Below are 19,492 nucleotides of genomic sequence, written 5' to 3' on the forward strand. Positions count from 1 at the left end.
ACTCAGGCCTCGCGCAAGGTCTGCAGGGGCGGCTGCCTCAGCACGTTGCGCAAGCCCAGCCAGCCGCCCGCTATCGCGCACAGCGCGCCCGCGGCGAGGCCCGCCAGCCATACTCCCGGAGTGAACGCCCATTCGAACTTGAACTGGTAGGTCGCCAGGCCCCAGCCCATGGCCGCCGCGCCGCTGGCCGCCAGCCCCCCCGCCAGCGAACCGACCAGCAGGAACTCGATCAGCTGCGCCTGCGAGAGCTGGCGCCGGGTGGCGCCCAGCGCCCGCAGCAGGCCCGCCTCGCGGGTGCGCTCGTCCTGCGATCCCATGAGCGCCGCGTACAGCACCAGCACACCGGAAGCGAGCGTAAAGGCGAACAGGAACTCGACGGCCTGGATCACCTGGTCCAGCACCGCCTGGATCTGGCGCAGCACGCTGCCCACATCCACCACCGTCAGGTTCGGGAAGTCGCGCGAGAGCGCATTGCCCGTCCCCGCGGACTGTTTGGGCAGGTGGAAGGAGGTGATCCAGGTCTGCGGCGTGTCGGCCATGGCGGCCGGATTGATGATGACGAAGAAGTTCACCCGCATCGAGCCCCACTCCAGCTTGCGCAGGCTGGTGATCTTCGCCTCCACCGGGGAACCCGCGATATCGAAGCGCATGGTGTCGCCCAGCTTCAGGCGCAAGGTGCGCGCCAGGCCCTCCTCCACCGAGGCCTCGGCGCTTCCGGGCGCGTCGCTGTACCAGCGCCCCTGCACGATCCTGTTCTGCGCGGGCGGCTCGGTCATGGTGGAGAGATTGAACTCGCGCGCAGCCAGGCCGCGCGCGCGGTCGTCCGTGTAGGTATCCGCCGTCACGGCCTTGCCGTTCACCGCCACCAGGCGGCCCCGGATCATGGGATACAGCGGAATCTCCGCCACGCCAGCCTTGCGCAGGCGCCCGGCGATGGCTTCCTTCTGGTCCGGCTGGATGTTGATGATGAAGTGATTCGGCGCGTCCGGCGGCGTGGCGCTGCGCCAGGCCGTCATGAGGTCTCCGCGCACAACGGTCAGCAGCAGCAGGGCCATCAGGCCCAGCGCCAGCGACACCACCTGCACCACCGTCGCGCCGGGACGCCGCTGCAGCGAGGTCACCGCGAAGCGCCAGCCCTGATGGTTGAACACGCCCCGCAGGCTCTTGAGCGAGGCCAGGCCGAGCCAGCCCGCCAGCGCGAAGAGGCCGAAGGCCCCGAGGAAGCCGAGCGCCGTGTACAGCGCCAGCTGCAGGTCGCCCGCCTGCCACAGCAGCAGGGCCGTGAAGCTGGCAAGACCCAGGCCATAGGTCGCCAGCGCGGCCGGCTGCGGGGCGCCCTGCTCGCGGCGGATGACACGGTTATGCGGCACATTGCGCAGCTGGAGTACGGGCGGCAGGGCGAAGCCCGCCAGCAGCAGCATGCCGGTGGCGAGGCCCTGCAGGGCAGGCAGAACGGTGGGCGGCGGCAGGTCGGCCGACACGAGCCTGCCTAGCATCTCCAGCAGCACGTAGTGGCTGCCGAAACCGGCCAGAACACCCAGCAGGCTGCCCGCCAGCCCCACCAGCAGGAATTCGATCAGGTAGATGGCCGTGACCTGGTTCTGCGTCAGCCCCAGGCAGCGCAGCATGGCGCAGGCGTCCAGGTGGCGCATCATGAAGCGGCGCGCGGCCATGGCGACAGCCACGGCGGCCAGCATGGCGGAGAGCAGGCCCACCAGGGACAGGAAGCGGTCGGCGCGCTCCAGGGTGGCGCGCATTTCGGGCCGCCCGTCCTCCAGCGAGTCGATGCGCACACCCTTGATGTTGCCGCGCTTGATGGTCTCCCGCAGCCACTCCCCATAGGCGCGCAAGGCCCCGGCATCCGAGGGGGCGGGCGCGGCCAGCAGCAGGCGGTAGCTCACGCGCGATCCGTCCTGCACCAGCTTTGTCGCGGGAAGGTCCGACAGCGGCAGCATCACGCGCGGGGCGAAATTCAGGAAACCCGTGCCCCTGTCGGGCTCTGTGGCGATCAGCTGGGCCACGCGGAAGACCTTTTCGCCCAGGCGCAGCTCGCCGCCCACTTTCACATTCAGTGCGCCCAGCAGATTGGCATCGAGCCAGACAGTACCAGGGGCCGGGATCGCGCGCGCCGGCGTGCCGACACTGTCGATGGCCTGCGACGGATCGGTAGTGATCTTCAGCGCGCCGCGCAGGGGATAGCCGTCGCTTACGGCCTTGAGTGAGGCCAGCACCGATTGCGCGGCATCGCCCGCCCCTGCCTGGGCCATGCTGGGGAAGATGGCCGTTTCGGCGATCAGCAGGCCGCGCCTGCGGGCCTCCTCGCGCCAGGCCTGGGCGACGGGCTGGTCGGCGTTGACCACGAGGTCCGCCCCCAGCAGCTGATGGGCGTCGCGATTCAGGCCGGAACGCAGGCGGTCGATGAAGAAACCGGCGGCCGACAGGGCCGCGACGGCAACGATCAGCGCCACCAGCAGGAAGCGCAGCTGGCCGGCGCGCCAGTCGCGCGCGGTCATTCTCAGGGCTTGAAGGAACATGGATCAGACCACGTTGAAGGCGGTGAAGTAGGCGTCCACCTCGTCCAGGAACTGCTGCTTGGCGGGCGCATCGAGGAAGGAGGCGGCGAAGCTGTTGCGCGCGAGCTGGTAGGCGTGCTGCAGGCCGAGCGGCAAGGCTTCGAAGGCGGCCACGAAATTGTCGTTCATGTAGCCGCCGAAATAGGCCGGGTCGTCCGAGTTCACGGTCGCGGCCAGTCCTGCGTCCAGCAGCTTGAGCAGGTTATGGTCGTGCATGGTGTCGAATACACGGAGTTTGATATTGGACAAAGGACAGACGGTCAGCGCGATCTGCTGCTCGGCAACGCGCTTCGTCAGCGCCTGGTCCTCCAGGATGCGCACGCCATGGTCGATGCGCTCCACTTTCAGCACGTCCAGTGCGCTCTGGATGTACGCAGGTGGCCCCTCCTCTCCCGCATGGGCCACGAGGTGCAGGCCGAGGCCGCGCGCCTTCTCGAACACGCGGGCGAACTTTTCGGGGGGATGCCCCACTTCCGAAGAATCGAGCCCCACGCCAATGAACTTGCCGCGGAAGGGCAAGGCCGCGTCCAGCGTTGCCAGCGCGTCCTCCTCGCTCAGGTGGCGCAGGAAGCACAGGATCAGGGAGGCGCTGATGCCGCTGTCCGCGCAGGCCCGGTGGATGCCGTTGACCACGTCCGCCATCGGCACGCCGCGCGAGGTGTGGGTCTGCGGGTCGAAGAAGATCTCCGCATGCCGCACATGGTCCGCCTTCGCGCGCGCCAGGTAAGCCGCCGTCATGTCGTAGAAATCCTGTTCCTTCAGCAGCACGCTGGCGCCAGCGTAGTAGATGTCGAGGAAGGACTGCAGGTCCTTGAAGGCATAGGCCGCGCGCAGCGCGTCGACCGAGGGATAGGCGAGCTTCACGCCATTGCGCTCGGCCAGCGCGAAAATGAGTTCCGGTTCGAGCGAACCTTCGATGTGGATATGCAGTTCGGCCTTGGGCATGTTCTGCACGATATGGCGAAGTTGGGTGTTCATTCGAGGTCCCTGGAATTGGCAAGCTGACAGCGCATCTTAGCGCAAGACGGCGGCAGTTTTCATGCGCTCTACCAGCGCACGGTTTGTGCGGTGTTCAGCACGGCTTTTGCAGGCGTGCTACTGTGTGAAAAAAGTGGCAACACGCCGAGTGGATGATGCGCAATGTGTGGCGAAACGTGCGCAAGTTTTGACAGCAAAATCAGACGTTTACGAAAAATTTTGCGCGTGCCGGATAATCTTTTGACTTCCAGCACCATAAGAGCAATAATCAATTTCATAGACGTAAGAAGCGTTTCGACCCACACATTCAGACGCCGGAATCCACTCCGCGCGCCCCATAAAAACGCCGGCTCCGAGGCATGGGCAATCCATGCCGCCGCAAGCAAGCCGGCACGCAAAAACAATAACAGACAAGGAGCAGCACCCAAGGATCAGGCCAGCAGCCGCGCGATGACTGCCGACCACAGTGAAAGCAGGTTTACCCGAAAAGGACATGCACATGACCATTTTTGACAACTACGCCTCACGGTACGAGCGCACCAAAGAAGAAGAGATGTCGATCTCCGAATATCTCCAGCTATGCAAGAAGGACCCGCTGACTTATGCCAGCGCGGCCGAACGCATGCTGGCAGCCATCGGCGAGCCGACCCTGGTGGACACCCGTACCGATACGCGCCTGTCCCGCATCTTCGCCAACAAGGTCATCAAGATCTATCCCGCCTTCCGCGAGTTCTACGGCATGGAGGAAGTGATCGAGCAGGTCGTTTCCTATTTCCGCCACGCGGCGCAGGGCCTGGAAGAACGCAAGCAGATCCTGTATCTGCTGGGCCCCGTGGGCGGCGGCAAGTCCTCGATTGCAGAAAAACTCAAGGCGCTGATGGAGCAGGTGCCCTTCTACTGCCTGAAGGGATCGCCCGTCAACGAGTCGCCCCTCGGCCTGTTCGACGAACAGGAGGACGGCACCATCCTCGAAGAGGACTACGGCATTCCGCGCCGCTACCTGCGCAGCATTCCCAGCCCCTGGGCGGTGAAGCGCCTGCATGAATTCAACGGCGACATCAATCAGTTCCGTGTGGTCAAGCGCTACCCTTCCGTGCTGAAGCAGGTGGCCATCGCCAAGACCGAGCCGGGCGACGAGAACAACCAGGACATCTCCTCCCTCGTGGGCAAGGTCGATATCCGCAAGCTGGAAGACTACGCCCAGGACGATCCGGACGCCTACAGCTACTCGGGCGGCCTGTGCCTGGCCAACCAGGGCCTGATGGAATTCGTGGAGATGTTCAAGGCCCCCATCAAGGTGCTGCACCCGCTGCTGACGGCCACCCAGGAAGGCAACTACAAGGGCACGGAAGGCTTCGGCGCCATTCCCTTCGACGGCATCGTGCTGGCGCACTCGAACGAATCGGAATGGAAGAGCTTCCGCAACAACCGCAACAACGAGGCCTTCCTCGACCGTATCTACATCGTGAAGGTGCCCTACTGCCTGCGCGTGTCCGACGAGATCAAGATCTACGACAAGCTGCTGCGCAACTCCTCGCTCAGCGCCGCGCCCTGCGCGCCGGGCACCCTGCGCATGATGGCGCAGTTCGCGATCCTCTCGCGCCTGAAGGAGCCGGAGAATTCCTCCATCTTCAGCAAGATGCTGGTCTACGATGGCGAGAACCTGAAGGACACGGACCCGAAAGCGAAGTCCATCCACGAGTACGTGGACTACGCGGGCGTGGACGAAGGCATGAACGGCCTGTCGACCCGCTTCGCCTTCAAGATCCTGTCCAAGGTGTTCAACTTCGATTCCACGGAAGTGGCGGCCAACCCGGTGCACCTGCTCTATGTGCTGGAGCAGCAGGTCGAGCGCGAGCAGTTCCCGCCGGAGACCGAGCAGAAGTACTTCTCCTATATCAAGGAGCACCTGGCCCAGCGCTACGTGGACTTTATCGGCAAGGAGATCCAGACGGCCTACCTGGAAAGCTATTCCGAGTACGGCCAGAACATCTTCGACCGCTACGTGACCTTCGCCGACTTCTGGATCCAGGACCAGGAATACCGCGATCCGGACACGGGCGAGAGCTTCGACCGCGAGGCCCTGAACAGCGAGCTGGAAAAGATCGAGAAGCCGGCCGGCATCTCGAACCCGAAGGATTTCCGCAACGAGATCGTCAACTTCGGCCTGCGCGCGCGCGCCAACAACGGCGGCAAAAACCCGGCCTGGACCAGCTACGAGAAGTTCCGCACCGTGATCGAGAAGAAGATGTTCTCGAACACCGAGGAGCTGCTGCCGGTGATCTCCTTCAATGCGAAGGCGAGCGCCGAAGATGCCAACAAGCATGCCGACTTCGTCGCGCGCATGGTGGAAAAAGGCTATACCGCCAAGCAGGTGCGCCTGCTGTGCGAATGGTATCTGCGTGTGAGGAAGTCGTCGTAAGCTGACGGTGGGATAATTGGGGACAGAGGGCGCAGCCCTGCGGGGTCTGTGCCCGAAAGCCTGGTACAGGAGGCATCGTTGACTTACCTCATCGACCGTCGTTTGCAAGGCAAGAACAAGTCCGCGGTGAACCGCGAACGCTTCTTGCGGCGCTACAAAAGCCAGATCAAGGATGCGGTCGGGCGCGCCATCAAGGGCCGCTCCATCACCGACATCGAGAATGGCGAAAAGGTTTCGATTCCCGTCAAGGACGTGAACGAGCCCTCGTTCGGGCACGCCCATGGCGGCGTGTGGGAAGTGGTGAATCCCGGCAACGAGGAATACCAGAAAGGCGACCAGATCGCCCGCCCCAAGGGCGGCGGCGGGTCCGGCAAGGGCAAGGCCGGCAACAGCGACCAGACCACCGAGGACGACTTCATCTTCGAGCTCTCGCGCGAAGAATTCATGAACTACTTCTTCGAGGACCTGGAGCTGCCCAACCTGGTCAAGACCCAGCTCACCGCCACCGTGGAGTTCAAGAACCAGCGCGCCGGCTATACCGTGTCCGGCACGCCTTCGAACATCCACGTGCTGCGCTCCCTGCGCGGGGCTCTGGGCCGGCGCATTGCCGTGGGCGGCAAGCCGCGCAAGCAGCTGGCCGAGGCCGAGAAGGAACTGGAAGAGCTGCTGCTGAACGATACGCCGCTGGCCGACCCGCGCGTGGTGGAGCTCAAGAAGCTGATCCACCATCTGCACACGCGCATCCTGGCCATTCCCTTCATCGACCCCTTCGACCTGCGCTACAGCAACCGCATCAAGGTGCCCAAGCCCATGACCCAGGCCGTGATGTTCTGCATCATGGACGTGTCGGGCTCCATGGACGAGCAGCGCAAGGACACGGCCAAGCGCTTCTTCATCCTGCTCTATCTCTTCCTGAAGCGGGTGTACGAGAAGATCGAGGTGGTCTTCATCCGCCACCACACGGCGGCGCTGGAGGTGGACGAGAACGAGTTCTTCCACTCGCGCGAGTCGGGCGGCACGGTGGTGTCCTCGGCCCTGAACCTGCTCAACAAGATCATCGACGAGCGCTATGGCGCGGGCCAGTGGAACAGCTACGTGGCCCAGGCCTCGGACGGCGACAACTGGGACAACGACTCCGTGCTGTGCCGCCAGCTGCTGGCCAACACCATCATGCCCAAGGTGCAGTACTACACCTACGTCGAGATCACCGACGGGCCGCCGCAAAACCTGTGGGAGCAGTATGCGCAGGTGCCGGAACTGCATCCCCACTTCGCGATGCAAAAGATAGTGACGCCGGCCGATATCTATCCGGTGTTCCGTGAACTGTTCAAGAAGCAGCCCAAATAATGAACCAGATGACGAAACGGCCGCCCCACCCGCGCGCCCTGCCCGAGCAGTCCGAGTGGACCTTCGAGCTGATCGAGCAGGCGCACGAGGAGATCAAGCGCGTGGCCCAGGGCTTCGGCCTGGATACCTATCCCAACCAGCTGGAAATCATCACGGCCGAGCAGATGATGGATGCCTACACTTCGGTGGGCATGCCCGTGTCCTACGCCCACTGGTCCTTCGGCAAGCATTTCCTCTCCACGGAGAAGGGCTACAAGCGCGGGCAGATGGGCCTGGCCTACGAGATCGTGATCAATTCCAATCCCTGCATCGCCTACCTGATGGAGGAGAACAGCCTGACCATGCAGGCCCTGGTGATCGCGCACGCGGCCTACGGGCACAATTCCTTCTTCAAGGGGAATTACCTGTTCCGCACCTGGACCGACGCCGACGCCATCGTCGACTACATGGTCTTCGCCAAGAACTACATCACGGAATGCGAGCAGCGCCACGGCATCGATGCGGTGGAGCTGCTGCTGGATTCCTGCCACGCCATCCAGAACTACGGGGTGGACCGCTACAAGCGTCCGGCCAAGCTCTCCCTGGCGCAGGAGCAGCAGAAGCAGAAGGAGCGCGAGGAATACCTGCAGTCCCAGATCAATGAGCTGTGGCGCACGGTGCCCAAGCGCGAAGAGGAGGAAGTGAACCGGCCGGCGCCGCGCTTCCCCCAGGAGCCGGAAGAGAACCTGCTGTACTTTATAGAGAAGTACGCGCCCCTGCTCGAACCCTGGCAGCGCGAGATCGTGCGCATCGTGCGCAAGATCTCCCAGTACTTCTATCCGCAGCGCCAGACCCAGGTGATGAACGAGGGCTGGGCCACCTTCTGGCACTACACCATCCTCAACCAGTTGTACGACGAGGGCGTGGTGGGCGACGGCTTCATGATGGAGTTCCTGAAGAGCCATACGAACGTGGTCTACCAGCCGCCGGTGCACAGTCCCTACTACAACGGGATCAACCCCTATGCCCTCGGTTTCGCGATGATGCAGGACATTCGCCGCATTTGCGAGAACCCGACGGCGGAAGACCGGGAATGGTTCCCGGATATCGCGGGCAGCGACTGGAAGAAGACGCTCGACTTCGCCATGCGCAACTTCAAGGACGAGAGCTTCATCGCCCAGTTCCTCTCGCCGCGCCTGATCCGCGACTTCCACTTCTTCGCCGTCCTGGACGACGACAAGAACGAGAAACTTTCGGTATCGGCCATTCACGACGAAATGGGTTACCGCTACGTGCGCCAGCAGCTGGCCGACCAGTACAACCTGGGCAACCGCGAACCGAACATCCAGGTGTGGTCCGTGAATACCCGGGACGACCGCGCCCTCACCCTGCGCCATACGCAGTTCAACCGCCGCCCCCTGAACCAGCAGGCCCACGAGGTGCTCAAGCACGTGGCCCGGCTGTGGGGCTTCGACGTCCACCTCGACACCGTCACGCCCGAGGGCCAGCTGGTCTCCACCCTCGAATGCCGCCGCGAGAAACGCGGGCGCATCTTCTGAGAACCCGGGCAGGCGGCCGCCTGCCGGGCTCTTCCCTGTAGTGAAATTTCATCCTTACATGTTTTACATCATCCGTGCGCTACTCTGCACGCCTTTTGCATATACTGGGCCGGTGTCTTGTTCTTGAAATAACTTGCAACAGGGCAACTCGTGCACCAAATTTTCAATAGGCAAACGTTTGCTAAAGTGCGAAAAATTCGGCGTTTTACCAAAAGGCTAAATTTATCCACGTGGCCCCGGCGGCCGCCCCAAAGCGGGGCCGCAGCCGCCCAAAACCGTGCGCCGGAATGGTGCAGTGCACACTCCGGAGTTGCCGTAAGATCATGAAATTTAAGCCGATTTTATGGATCAAATTTCTATGTGATTTCGTAAATTCGTATGTATAATTCGCCGACGTCCCGGATGCGGCTGTAGCTTTGTGCCGCCTCTTCGGGGTTTAGTAGTATCAAGAGAGTTGGTATTGGAGAAAGCAGTCATGGATTTTAGTGATAACGGGAAGGGCGGCAAAAAGAACTATACCGGCATCGCCGTAGTATTGGCCTTGCACGTAGTGGCTGCTTACGGGATCGTATCGGGCCTGGGCAAGCGCATGATCAATAAGATGATCGAGCCTGTTGAGACCAAGATCATCGAAGAAGTGGCCCCGCCGCCACCGAAGGAGCTGCCGCCACCGCCTCCACCGCCAGAAATGAAGGCGCCACCGCCCCCCTTCATTCCGCCGGTTGAAGTACAGGTTCAGCAGCCTCCGCCACCGCAGAACACGATCGCCAACGCGACCAATGTGAAGCCGGCATCGAACGAACTGCAGCGCCCGGCCCCGCCGGCCCCGCCTGCACCCCCAGCGCCGCCGGCCCAGTCCGTCCGCGTTCCCGCAGTGGCTGACTTCAGCACCTGCGCGAAGCCGGAATGGCCGAAATCGTCGCTGCGTAACGAAGAAACGGGTACGGTAACCCTATCGTTCCTGATTGGAGTAGATGGCCGCGTTGCGGACTCGAAAGTCGTGAAATCCAGCGGCTTCCGGGACCTGGACAAGGCTGCTCAGGTGGGTATCGGCAAGTGCCGATTCAAGCCTACCATGGTTGACGGCAAGCCGGAACAAGCGTGGATGCAAATGCAATACGTCTGGACGCTGGAATAACCCGGGACAGCTGCACCGTCCCACTTAGTAATTTCGTTGTCGTTATGTTCAGCGAACTGATTATTTTATCAATTTGGAGGAAGCATGTTTAAGAATACCCGTTTGTCCGCTGTACTGGCCGCTGTGCTGTTCTCGGTGACCGCAGCAACCGCCCTGGTGAGCGCGCCAGCGATGGCCGACGCTCCTGCCTCGGCCGCTGCCGAAGCCCCAGCCGCCGCCCCAGCGGATACGGCTGCCGCCCCTGCCGCCGCACCAGCTGCTGACGCTGCTGCTGCCGCTCCCGTGGCAAAAGAAGAAGTGGAAAACCCATTCGGCATCAAGGCTGTGTGGGAATCGGGCTGGGTCCCGCGCGGCACCATCATCATCATGTCCCTGATGTCCATCGGTTCCTGGTACATCATCATCACCAAGCTGATCGACCAGATGAAGATCATGCGTCAAGCCAAGGAAACTTCCGCCAAGTTCTGGAAAGCTTCCTCGATCGCCGCTGGCACCACCACCCTGGCCGAAGGCTCGCCTTTCCGCTTCATCGCTGAAACCGGCACCAAGGCTACCGCCCACCACGACGGCGCCCTGCTGGAGCAGATCGACCTGTCGACCTGGGTGACCATGTCCATCCAGCGCGCTGTGGACAAGGTGCAGTCCCGTCTGCAGGACGGCCTGTCCTTCCTGGCAACCGTCGGTTCGACCGCACCGTTCATCGGTCTGTTCGGTACCGTGTGGGGTATTTACGGTGCACTGACCAACATCGGTATGACCGGTAACGCCTCCATCGACAAGGTGGCAGGTCCTGTGGGTGAAGCGCTGATCATGACCGCCTTCGGTCTGGCAGTGGCAGTTCCTGCGGTTCTGGGCTACAACTGGCTGGTGCGTCGTAACAAGACCGTGATGGAAGACGTGCGTACCTTCTCCGCAGACGTGCACTCCGTGCTGATCTCGGGCGCCATGTCCACCGCCGATTCCGCTGCTAAAGCTGCTAAAAAGATTGGGTAATTAACCATGTCGATGTCCGTAGGCTCCGATAGCGGAGATCAAGATCAGGTAATGTCGGAGATCAACACGACGCCCCTCGTGGACATCATGTTGGTTCTGCTGATTATCTTCCTGATCACGAGCCCGGTCGTTCTCAAACTGCAGAAGATTCAGCTGCCGGAAGAGATCAACCAGGCGATCCAGACGAAGCCGGAAAATGTCAACATCGTGGTTAACAAGGATGGCGACATCTACTGGAATCAGAAGAAGATGCGCGATACGAATGAGCTGTTCGATCTGCTGAAGGTGGAAGCTGTGAAGCTGCCGCAGCCGGAAGTGCACGTGCGCGGCGACAAGGACGCCAAGTACGAATCGATCGGCCGCGTGATCTTCACCACCCAGCGCGCTGGCATCCAGAAGGTCGGTTTCATCACCGAACCGCCTGACAAGATGTAATTGGACACGCCGCCCCGCCCTCACGGGGGGCGGCGGCCATGAAAGGAACACTACATGAGTATGAATGTCGGTTCTCCGGGCGGAGCAGCAGCTGATCCGGAACCAATGATGGAAATGAATATGACACCGCTGATTGACGTCATGCTGGTGCTCATTATCATGTTGATTATCACGATTCCAAAAGCGAATCACTCGGTGAACCTGAACATGCCGGTGGGCACCCCGCCGCCGCAGACGACGGAACCCGTGGTTGTGACGATCGACGTGGACTTTGACGGTACGGTCCTGTGGGATGGCCAGGTTGTTCCTGACCGTTCCGCGCTGGAACAGAAACTGATGAACGTGGCAGCGCAAGCTGACCAGCCGGAAGTGCACCTGCGTCCGAACAAGCTGGTACAGTACAGCGCAGTCGCAGGCGTGATGGCTTCGGCCCAGCGCCTGGGCGTGACGAAAATCGGTCTGGTCGGCAACGAGCAGTTCCAGTAAGTACGGCTCTTTATTTTCCGTGATAGGCAGGTTATCCTGCCTATTTCGTTTTTTGATGAAAGAAATTTAACCCATGTCCAAGTTCCGTCTCGCTCATCTCGGCCTGGTGATGGCCGCCATTGGTTTTAGCGCCGCCGCCCCGCTGGCAGGCCTGGTTCCGGCCGCGTATGCTGCCGATACCGTGCGCGCCGAAGTTGGCAAACCATTGCAGGAAGCCCAGCGCCTGGCCTCGTCCGGCAAGAACCGCGAAGCCCTGGCGAAACTGAAAGAAGCCGACGCCGTCGGTGGCAAGACCGAATTCGAGAAATACCAGATTGAACGCGTGCGCGCCTCGGCCGCCGCCGCCGCCGGCGACAGCGACACCGCTGCCCGCGCCTTTGAGGCCGTGATCAACTCCGGCCGCCTGTCCGCCGCGGAACAGCCGAAATTCACCGAAGCCCTGGCCGGCATGTACTACCGCGCCAAGGACTACAACAAGGCCATCACCTGGATCCAGCGCGCCCTGAAGGACAATCCGAACAACGGCACCATGCGCGACCTGCTGATCCAGACCTACTACATCAGCGGCAAGTACAACGAAGCGGCCAAGGAACTGCAGTCGCAGGGCAAGACCAGCGAGCAGAACCTGCAGATGCTGGCCAATATCCAGCTCAAGCAGAACGACAAGGCCGGCTATGTGCAGACCCTGGAAAAGCTGGCCGGCCAGTATCCCAAAGCCTCCTACTGGGCCGACCTGCTGAACCGCGTGGTGGGCAAGCCGGGCTTCTCCCCTACCCTGAACCTGGACGTGATGCGCCTGAAACTGGCCCTGGGCCAGCTGGCCAAGCCGGCCGAATTCATGGAAATGGGCCAGCTCGCGCTGCAGGCGCGCAATGCGCCTGAATCGCTGAAGATCATCGAGCAGGGCTACAAGAAGGGCGCCCTGGGCACCGGCACCGACGCCGGCCGCCACCAGCGCCTGAAAGACCTGGCCGTGAAGAGCCAGGCCGAGCACAGCGCCAACCTGGCGAAGGACGAGGCCGAAGCCATTGCCCAGAAAGACGCCGACACCCTGGCCAACATCGGCTTCGCGCTGGTGAGCGACGGCAAGGGCGAGGAAGGCCTGAAACTGATCGACCAGGCCATGAAGTTCGGCACCGCGCGCAATCCGGAAGCGATGAAGCTGCACTATGGCATCGCCCAGTTCCGCGCTGGCAAGAAAGCGGCTGCCATCAGCACCCTGAAATCGGTGCGCGGCACCAGCGGCGAAGCCGAACTGGCCCGCTACTGGGTGCTGTACATCAACAATCCGATTTCCGGCTGATCCCGGCCTTCGGCTTGTCCGCAAAGCGCCGCCTGCCCCAGCAGGCGGCGCTTTTTGCTTGTGGGCGGGCTATAATCGAGCATTCAGGCAGAGAAACAAGAGAATCACACACCTCATGAAGGTTTTTCGCGGACTTCCGAACGCAGCGGCGCGCGCGCCCTGCGCCCTCACGATCGGCAATTTCGACGGCGTCCACCGCGGCCACCAGGCGCTGCTGGCGCAGGTGCGCGCTGCCGCCTCGTCGCTGGGCCTGGAAGCGGCCGTCATGACCTTCGAGCCCCATCCCCGCGAGTTCTTCGCCCGCAGGATGGGCCAGCCGGACAAGGCCCCACCCCGCATCGCCAACCTGCGCGACAAGCTCGCTTCCCTGGCCAATAACGGCATCGACCGCGTCATCGTCGAACACTTCAGCGACAGCTTCGCCTCCCTCACGCCCCAGGAATTCACGGAGCGCGTGCTGGTCGAGGGCCTGCACGTCAAATGGCTGATGGTGGGCGACGACTTCTGCTATGGCGCCAAGCGGGCGGGCAATGTGGCCCTGCTCAAGGAAGCGGGCCGGCGCTACGGCTTCCAGGTCGAGACCCTGCCCACGGTGATGAACGGCGACATCCGCATCTCCTCCTCCGCCGTGCGCGCCGCGCTGGCGGCAGGCGACTTCGCGCGCGCCGAACAGCTGCTGGGCCACCCCTATTCGATTTCCGGCCATGTGATCCATGGCCAGAAGCTGGGCCGCGACCTGGGCTTCCCCACCCTGAACCTGCGCGTACCGCACCGCCCCGCCCTCTCGGGCATCTTCATCGTGCAGGTGCACGGCCTGGCCGCGGGCCCCATGCCTGCCGTGGCCAGCCTGGGCGTGCGTCCCACGGTGGAGGATGCGGGCCGCGTGCTGCTGGAAGTGCATGTCTTCGACTTTGCACGCTCCTGCTACGGCGAACGCGTGCGCGTCGAGTTCCTGCACAAGATCCGCGACGAAGAAAAGTTCATCGACCTGCCCACGCTGACTGCCGCCATCGAGCGCGACGCGATGGAAGCGCGCGCTTATTTCCGCGAGCGCAGCGGCGCCGTCACCGCCACCGACCGAATTTGAGTGCCGCGCCACCGCAACGACACTCACACCGAAACACGATAAAGAAAACCTGATATGTCCGAAAACAAAGCAAAGAAGGCCGAGAGCAAGTACCCGGTCAACATGACTGAAACGCCCTTCCCCATGCGCGGCGACCTCGCCAAGCGCGAGCCGGGCTGGGTGAAGCAATGGCAGGAAAAGAAGATCTACGAGCGCGTGCGCAAGGCTGCCGCCGGCCGTCCCAAGTTCGTGCTGCACGACGGTCCGCCCTATGCGAACGGCGACATCCACCTGGGCCACGCCGTCAACAAGATCCTGAAGGACATCGTCGTCAAGTCGCGCACCATGGCGGGCTTCGATGCGCCCTATGTGCCGGGCTGGGACTGCCACGGCATGCCCATCGAGATCCAGATCGAGAAGCAGTTCGGCAAGAACCTGCCGACCGCCGAAGTGCTGACGAAGGCCCGCGCCTACGCGCTGGAGCAGATCGACCGCCAGCGCGCGGGCTTCATCCGCCTGGGCGTGCTGGGCGAGTGGGACAATCCCTACCTCACCATGGCCTACAGCAATGAGGCAGACGAGCTGCGCGCCCTGGGCAAGCTGCTGGAAAAGGGCTATGTCTACCGCGGCCTGAAGCCGGTGAACTGGTGCTTCGACTGCGGCTCCGCCCTGGCGGAAGCGGAAGTGGAATACCAGGACAAGCGCGACCCGGCCATCGACGTGGGCTTCAAGTTCGCCGAGTTCGACAAGCTGGCCGCCGCCTTCGGCCTGGACACGCTGCCCACCGAGAACGGCTTCGTCGTGATCTGGACCACCACGCCCTGGACCATCCCGTCCAACCAGGCGCTGAACGCCAATCCGGAAGTGACCTATGCACTGGTCGAAACGAGCCGCGACGGCGCTCCCCTCCTGCTCCTGCTGGCGCAGGACCTGGTGGAGGCCTGCCTGCAGCGCTACAAGCTGGAAGGCAAGGTCATTGCCACCACCACGGGCGCCAAGCTGGGAGGCATCGCCTTCCGCCATCCGCTGCACGGCCGCGACGCTTTCTACGACCGCCTGTCGCCCATGTACCTGGCCGACTATGTGACCACGGACAGCGGCACCGGCATCGTGCACTCCGCGCCTGCCTACGGCCTGGAAGACTTCATCTCCTGCCGCCAGCACGGCATGAAGGACGACGAGATCCTGACGCCCGTGATGGGCGACGGCAAATACGCCTCCACCCTGCCGCTCTTCGGCGGCATGACGATCTGGGAAGCTTCGAAGCCCATCTGCGACGCCCTGCGCGAAGCGGGCGCCCTGTTCGAACTGAAGATGTTCGACCACAGCTACATGCACTGTTGGCGCCACAAGACGCCTATCGTCTACCGCGCCACCTCGCAGTGGTTCGCGGGCATGGACATCCAGCCCCTGGACGGCGGCGCCACCCTGCGCGAGACCGCGCTCGAAGGCATCGCCCAGACCCAGTTCTTCCCTGACTGGGGCAAGGCCCGCCTGCACGGCATGATCGCCAACCGTCCGGACTGGACCCTCTCGCGCCAGCGCCAGTGGGGCGTGCCCATGGCCTTCTTCGTGCACAAGGAAACGGGCGAGCTGCATCCGCGCACCCAGGAACTGCTGGAGCAGGTTGCGCAGCGCGTCGAGAAGAACGGCATCGACGCCTGGCTGGCCCTCGACCCGAAAGAGCTGCTGGGCGACGAAGCGGACATGTACCTGAAGAACAAGGACACGCTGGACGTGTGGTTCGACTCGGGCGTCACGCACCAGACCGTGCTGCGCGGCTCGCATGCCCAGCAGTCCCACTTCCCGGCGGACCTGTACCTGGAAGGCTCGGACCAGCACCGCGGCTGGTTCCACTCCTCGCTGCTCACCTCCTCCATGCTGAACGGCCGCCCGCCTTACAAGGCGCTGCTGACGCACGGCTTCACGGTGGATGGCGAAGGCAAGAAGATGTCCAAATCCCTGGGCAATACGCTGGCGCCGCAGAAGATCTCCGACACCCTGGGCGCCGACATCCTGCGCCTGTGGATCGCCGCGACCGACTACACGGGCGAGCTCTCGATCTCGGACGAGATCCTGAAGCGCGTCACGGAGTCCTACCGCCGCCTGCGCAATACCCTGCGCTTCCTGCTGGCGAACACCTCGGACTTCGATCCCAAGGCGAACGCCGTGCCCGTGGCCGAAATGCTGGAAACGGACCGCTACGCCCTGGCCAGCCTCGCCGTGCTGCAGTCCTCCATCGAGAAGCACTACGAGCAGTACGAATTCCACCCCGTGGTGTCCAAGCTGCAGAACTACTGCTCGGAAGACCTGGGCGGCTTCTACCTCGACATCCTGAAGGACCGCCTGTACACCACGGCCGTCGATTCGAAGGCCCGCCGCTCGGCGCAGACGGCACTGTGGCACATCACGCAAAGCCTGCTGCGCATGCTGGCGCCGGTGCTCTCCTTCACCGTCGAAGAAGCCTGGGCCTCGTTCGCCGGCACGGAAGCCTATGCTTCCAGCGACGAGACCATCTTCACGCAAACCTGGTGGCAGCTGCCCGCCGTGCCGGACAGCGAAGCCCTGCTGGCGAAGTACGCCACCATCCTTGCCGTGCGCGCGGACGTCACCAAGCAGCTCGAAGACCTGCGCACCTCGGGCGCCATCGGCTCCTCGCTGCAGGCCGAACTCGAAATCAAGGCCTCGGGCGAGAAGTACAAGGCGCTCTCCAGCCTGGGCGACGACCTGAAGTTCGTCTTCATCACCTCCCTGGCCAAGGCCATCGAGGTGGCGAAGGAAGCGGATGAGGCGGTGGCGGTTGCCGCCTCGCAGAACGCGAAGTGCGAGCGCTGCTGGCACTACCGCGCGGACGTGGGCGTCAATCCAGCCCACCCCACCCTGTGCGGCCGCTGCGACAGCAATCTGCATGGCGCGGGCGAAGTGCGCAAGGTCGCTTAAGCAGCAAGCAGTTCCGGTCCCGCCGCCGTGCCATGGCGCGGCGGCGGCCTCCAACACACCTGAGAACACATGGCCACCAACAAGAAAACCTTCTCGAACGCGCCTTCCTCCAGCCTTGCGCCGTGGCTGGGCATTGCCGCCATCGTCATCCTGTTCGACCAGCTCTCCAAGATCACCATCAGCAAACTGTTCGTCTACGGCGAAGAAAAGGTGGTCACCAGCTTCTTCAATCTCGTGCTGGCCTATAACCGCGGCGCGGCCTTCAGCTTCCTCTCCAACGAGAGCGGCTGGCAGCGCTACTTCTTCACCGCCATCGGCATCGGCGCGGCGCTGTACATCGTCTACCTGCTGCGCAGGCATTCCGGCCAGCGCCTGTTCTGCTGGGCCCTCGCCCTGATCCTGGGCGGCGCCATCGGCAATGTGATCGACCGCCTGGTGTACGGCCATGTGATCGACTTCCTGGATTTCCACTGGCGCGGCCTGGGCCACTTCCCCGCCTTTAACATCGCCGATTCCGCCATCTGCATTGGCGCCGGACTGTTTATACTGGACGAATTGCGCCGGGTGAACCGGTAAGCGCAAGGAGGCATCATGGAACTGACTGGCAAGAAGATCGTTCTCGGCCTGACTGGCGGCGTCGCCTGCTACAAGGCGGCGGAACTGTGCCGCGCGCTGACCAAGGAAGGCGCGTCGGTGCAGGTGGTGATGACGGACGCCGCCGAGCACTTCATCACGCCGGTCACCATGCAGGCCCTCTCCGGCAAGCAGGTCTACAGCAGCCAGTGGGACCCGCGCGTGGCCAACAACATGGCCCACATCGACGTGACCCGCCAGGCGGACGCCGTCATCATCGCTCCCTGTTCGGCGGACTTCATCCGCAAGCTGGCGCATGGCGCCTGCGACGACCTGCTCTCCACCATGTGCGTGGCCCGGCCGCGCCACGTGCCCCTGCTGGTGGCGCCCGCAATGAACGTGGAGATGTGGACCAACCCCGCCACCCAGCGCAATGTGGCCCAGCTGCGCGAAGACGGCATCGCCATTCTCGGCCCCGCGGCAGGCGACCAGGCCTGCGGCGAGGTGGGCATGGGCCGCATGCTGGAAGCCGAGCAGTTGCTGGCAGAGCTGATCGCCTCCTTCCAGCCCAAGGTCATGGCGGGCAAACGCGTGCTGATCACGGCCGGCCCCACCTTCGAAGCCATCGACCCCGTGCGCGGCATCACCAATCTCTCCTCGGGCAAGATGGGCTATGCCGTCGCCCGCGCCGCCCACGAGGCGGGCGCGGAAGTCATGCTGATCTCCGGGCCGACCGCCCTGCCCACGCCCTTCGGCGTCACCCGCGTCAACGTGAAGAGCGCGCAGGAGATGCATGACGCGGTGATGGCGGCGCTGGACGGCCAGCACGTCTTCATCGCCGTCGCCGCGGTCGCGGACTGGCGCGTGGTGAACCCGAGCGCGCAGAAGGTGAAGAAAACAGGCGACGGCAGCGTGCCCCAGCTCCAGTTCGAACAGAACCCGGACATCCTGGCTTCCGCCGCCTCCCGCACCACACTGGCAGGCCATCCCTACTGCGTGGGCTTTGCCGCCGAATCGGAAAACCTCATCGAATACGGGGCAGCCAAGCGCGAACGCAAAGGCATTCCCCTCCTGGTGGGGAACATCGGCCACAACACCTTCGGGCAGGACGACAACACGATCATCCTCTTCGACGAGAACGGCCACACCATCCTGCCGCGCGCGAGCAAGCTCACGCTGGCACGCCAGCTCATTTCTGAAATATCCAAACGCATCGACCAGCATTCCCTGTTCCGCCGCCCATGAAAAACATCGACGTCAAAATTCTCGACCCGCGCATGAAAGAGCAGATGCCGGCCTACGCAACCCCCGGCAGCGCGGGCCTCGACCTGCGCGCCTGCATCGATGCGCCCATGGTGATCGAGGCCGGGCAAACCGTTCTTATTCCCACCGGCCTGTCCATCCACATCGGCGATCCGGGCTATGCGGCCATGATCCTCCCGCGCAGCGGCATGGGCCACAAGAACGGCATTGTTCTCGGGAATCTGGTAGGCTTGATCGACTCCGACTACCAGGGCCAGCTCATGGTCTCGACCTGGAACCGCGGGCATGCGGCGTTTACGCTGAACCCGATGGAGCGCCTCGCCCAGCTGATCATCGTACCGGTCCTGCAAGTCGGCTTTAACATCGTCGAAGAATTCGGCGCCAGCGAAAGGGGCGAAGGAGGCTTCGGCAGCACCGGCAAACACTGAGGAAGGACT

General features: G+C 63.2%; 16 protein-coding genes. 13 read left to right on the forward strand and 3 right to left on the reverse strand.

Features of this window, described 5'->3' with window-relative positions:
• Positions 1-2: 2 nt before the first annotated feature.
• The 3 genes from LSQ66_RS15840 to LSQ66_RS15850 form a co-directional block, all read right to left on the reverse strand.
• Positions 3-2,534 (reverse strand): ABC transporter permease, encoded by a 2,532-nt coding sequence (locus LSQ66_RS15840; RefSeq protein ID WP_231766160.1) that lies wholly within the window; start codon positions 2,532-2,534, stop codon positions 3-5.
• A 3-nt stretch (positions 2,535-2,537) separates the two neighbouring features.
• On the reverse strand, positions 2,538-3,551 hold the full coding sequence (locus LSQ66_RS15845) for an adenosine deaminase (RefSeq protein ID WP_231766161.1): 1,014 nt from the start codon (positions 3,549-3,551) through the stop codon (positions 2,538-2,540).
• Between the two features lie 68 nt (positions 3,552-3,619).
• On the reverse strand, positions 3,620-3,979 hold the full coding sequence (locus LSQ66_RS15850; RefSeq protein WP_231766162.1) for a hypothetical protein: 360 nt from the start codon (positions 3,977-3,979) through the stop codon (positions 3,620-3,622).
• A 71-nt stretch (positions 3,980-4,050) separates the two neighbouring features.
• On the opposite strand from LSQ66_RS15850, the gene LSQ66_RS15855 reads away from it, so the two are divergent.
• The 13 genes from LSQ66_RS15855 to dut all read left to right on the forward strand — a co-directional run bounded on the left by LSQ66_RS15855 (position 4,051) and on the right by dut (position 19,483).
• The gene (locus tag LSQ66_RS15855; RefSeq protein ID WP_231766163.1) at positions 4,051-5,973 is read left to right on the forward strand and encodes a PrkA family serine protein kinase; all 1,923 of its coding nucleotides are present in this window, start codon (positions 4,051-4,053) and stop codon (positions 5,971-5,973) included.
• 78 nt (positions 5,974-6,051) lie between these two features.
• A complete protein-coding gene (locus LSQ66_RS15860; RefSeq protein WP_231766164.1) occupies positions 6,052-7,320 on the forward strand; it encodes a YeaH/YhbH family protein in 1,269 nt (422 codons plus the stop codon).
• Entirely contained in the window at positions 7,320-8,858 is a 1,539-nt protein-coding gene (locus tag LSQ66_RS15865; protein WP_407659531.1) for a SpoVR family protein, read from the forward strand. Before LSQ66_RS15860 ends, LSQ66_RS15865 begins: the two co-directional genes overlap by 1 nt.
• A 475-nt stretch (positions 8,859-9,333) precedes the next feature.
• Positions 9,334-9,996, forward strand: a complete 663-nt coding sequence (locus LSQ66_RS15870; protein ID WP_231770130.1) for an energy transducer TonB — start codon at positions 9,334-9,336, stop codon at positions 9,994-9,996.
• An 84-nt stretch (positions 9,997-10,080) separates the two neighbouring features.
• Positions 10,081-10,989, forward strand: coding sequence for a MotA/TolQ/ExbB proton channel family protein (locus LSQ66_RS15875; RefSeq protein WP_231766165.1), 909 nt, complete (start codon positions 10,081-10,083; stop codon positions 10,987-10,989).
• Between the two features lie 6 nt (positions 10,990-10,995).
• Positions 10,996-11,424 carry an ExbD/TolR family protein gene (locus LSQ66_RS15880; RefSeq protein WP_231766166.1) on the forward strand — a complete coding sequence of 143 codons (429 nt, stop codon included), beginning with the start codon at positions 10,996-10,998 and terminating at the stop codon, positions 11,422-11,424.
• Positions 11,425-11,478: 54 nt separating this feature from the next.
• The gene (locus tag LSQ66_RS15885; protein WP_231766167.1) at positions 11,479-11,910 is read left to right on the forward strand and encodes an ExbD/TolR family protein; all 432 of its coding nucleotides are present in this window, start codon (positions 11,479-11,481) and stop codon (positions 11,908-11,910) included.
• A gap of 73 nt (positions 11,911-11,983) precedes the next feature.
• The gene (locus tag LSQ66_RS15890) at positions 11,984-13,213 is read left to right on the forward strand and encodes a tetratricopeptide repeat protein (RefSeq protein WP_231766168.1); all 1,230 of its coding nucleotides are present in this window, start codon (positions 11,984-11,986) and stop codon (positions 13,211-13,213) included.
• 115 nt (positions 13,214-13,328) lie between these two features.
• Positions 13,329-14,300, forward strand: coding sequence for a bifunctional riboflavin kinase/FAD synthetase (locus tag LSQ66_RS15895; RefSeq protein WP_231766169.1), 972 nt, complete (start codon positions 13,329-13,331; stop codon positions 14,298-14,300).
• A 54-nt stretch (positions 14,301-14,354) separates the two neighbouring features.
• On the forward strand, positions 14,355-17,219 hold the full coding sequence (ileS, locus tag LSQ66_RS15900; RefSeq protein WP_231766170.1) for an isoleucine--tRNA ligase: 2,865 nt from the start codon (positions 14,355-14,357) through the stop codon (positions 17,217-17,219).
• Positions 17,220-17,288: 69 nt separating this feature from the next.
• The gene (gene lspA / locus LSQ66_RS15905) at positions 17,289-17,795 is read left to right on the forward strand and encodes a signal peptidase II (protein ID WP_231766171.1); all 507 of its coding nucleotides are present in this window, start codon (positions 17,289-17,291) and stop codon (positions 17,793-17,795) included.
• A 15-nt stretch (positions 17,796-17,810) separates the two neighbouring features.
• Complete coding sequence (gene coaBC, locus LSQ66_RS15910; RefSeq protein WP_231766172.1) at positions 17,811-19,037, forward strand: bifunctional phosphopantothenoylcysteine decarboxylase/phosphopantothenate--cysteine ligase CoaBC; 1,227 nt, start codon at positions 17,811-17,813, stop codon at positions 19,035-19,037.
• Positions 19,034-19,483, forward strand: a complete 450-nt coding sequence (dut, locus tag LSQ66_RS15915) for a dUTP diphosphatase (RefSeq protein ID WP_231766173.1) — start codon at positions 19,034-19,036, stop codon at positions 19,481-19,483. Before coaBC ends, dut begins: the two co-directional genes overlap by 4 nt.
• Positions 19,484-19,492: the final 9 nt, after the last annotated feature.

Source organism: Massilia endophytica, assembly GCF_021165955.1.
Classification (GTDB): Bacteria; Pseudomonadota; Gammaproteobacteria; order Burkholderiales; family Burkholderiaceae_D; genus Rugamonas; species Rugamonas endophytica.

Excerpts from the sequence above, each read along its gene's own strand:
- LSQ66_RS15840 (WP_231766160.1), bottom strand. The coding sequence starts at position 2,534 with ATGTTCCTTCAAGCCCTGAGAATGACCGCGCGCGACTGGCGCGCCGGC.
- LSQ66_RS15870 (WP_231770130.1), top strand. The coding sequence starts at position 9,334 with ATGGATTTTAGTGATAACGGGAAGGGCGGCAAAAAGAACTATACCGGC.
- LSQ66_RS15895 (WP_231766169.1), top strand. The coding sequence starts at position 13,329 with ATGAAGGTTTTTCGCGGACTTCCGAACGCAGCGGCGCGCGCGCCCTGC.
- lspA (WP_231766171.1), top strand. The coding sequence starts at position 17,289 with ATGGCCACCAACAAGAAAACCTTCTCGAACGCGCCTTCCTCCAGCCTT.
- LSQ66_RS15845 (WP_231766161.1), bottom strand. The coding sequence starts at position 3,551 with ATGAACACCCAACTTCGCCATATCGTGCAGAACATGCCCAAGGCCGAA.
- coaBC (WP_231766172.1), top strand. The coding sequence starts at position 17,811 with ATGGAACTGACTGGCAAGAAGATCGTTCTCGGCCTGACTGGCGGCGTC.
- LSQ66_RS15855 (WP_231766163.1), top strand. The coding sequence starts at position 4,051 with ATGACCATTTTTGACAACTACGCCTCACGGTACGAGCGCACCAAAGAA.
- LSQ66_RS15865 (WP_407659531.1), top strand. The coding sequence starts at position 7,320 with ATGAACCAGATGACGAAACGGCCGCCCCACCCGCGCGCCCTGCCCGAG.
- LSQ66_RS15875 (WP_231766165.1), top strand. The coding sequence starts at position 10,081 with ATGTTTAAGAATACCCGTTTGTCCGCTGTACTGGCCGCTGTGCTGTTC.
- ileS (WP_231766170.1), top strand. The coding sequence starts at position 14,355 with ATGTCCGAAAACAAAGCAAAGAAGGCCGAGAGCAAGTACCCGGTCAAC.
- LSQ66_RS15885 (WP_231766167.1), top strand. The coding sequence starts at position 11,479 with ATGAGTATGAATGTCGGTTCTCCGGGCGGAGCAGCAGCTGATCCGGAA.
- LSQ66_RS15880 (WP_231766166.1), top strand. The coding sequence starts at position 10,996 with ATGTCGATGTCCGTAGGCTCCGATAGCGGAGATCAAGATCAGGTAATG.
- dut (WP_231766173.1), top strand. The coding sequence starts at position 19,034 with ATGAAAAACATCGACGTCAAAATTCTCGACCCGCGCATGAAAGAGCAG.
- LSQ66_RS15890 (WP_231766168.1), top strand. The coding sequence starts at position 11,984 with ATGTCCAAGTTCCGTCTCGCTCATCTCGGCCTGGTGATGGCCGCCATT.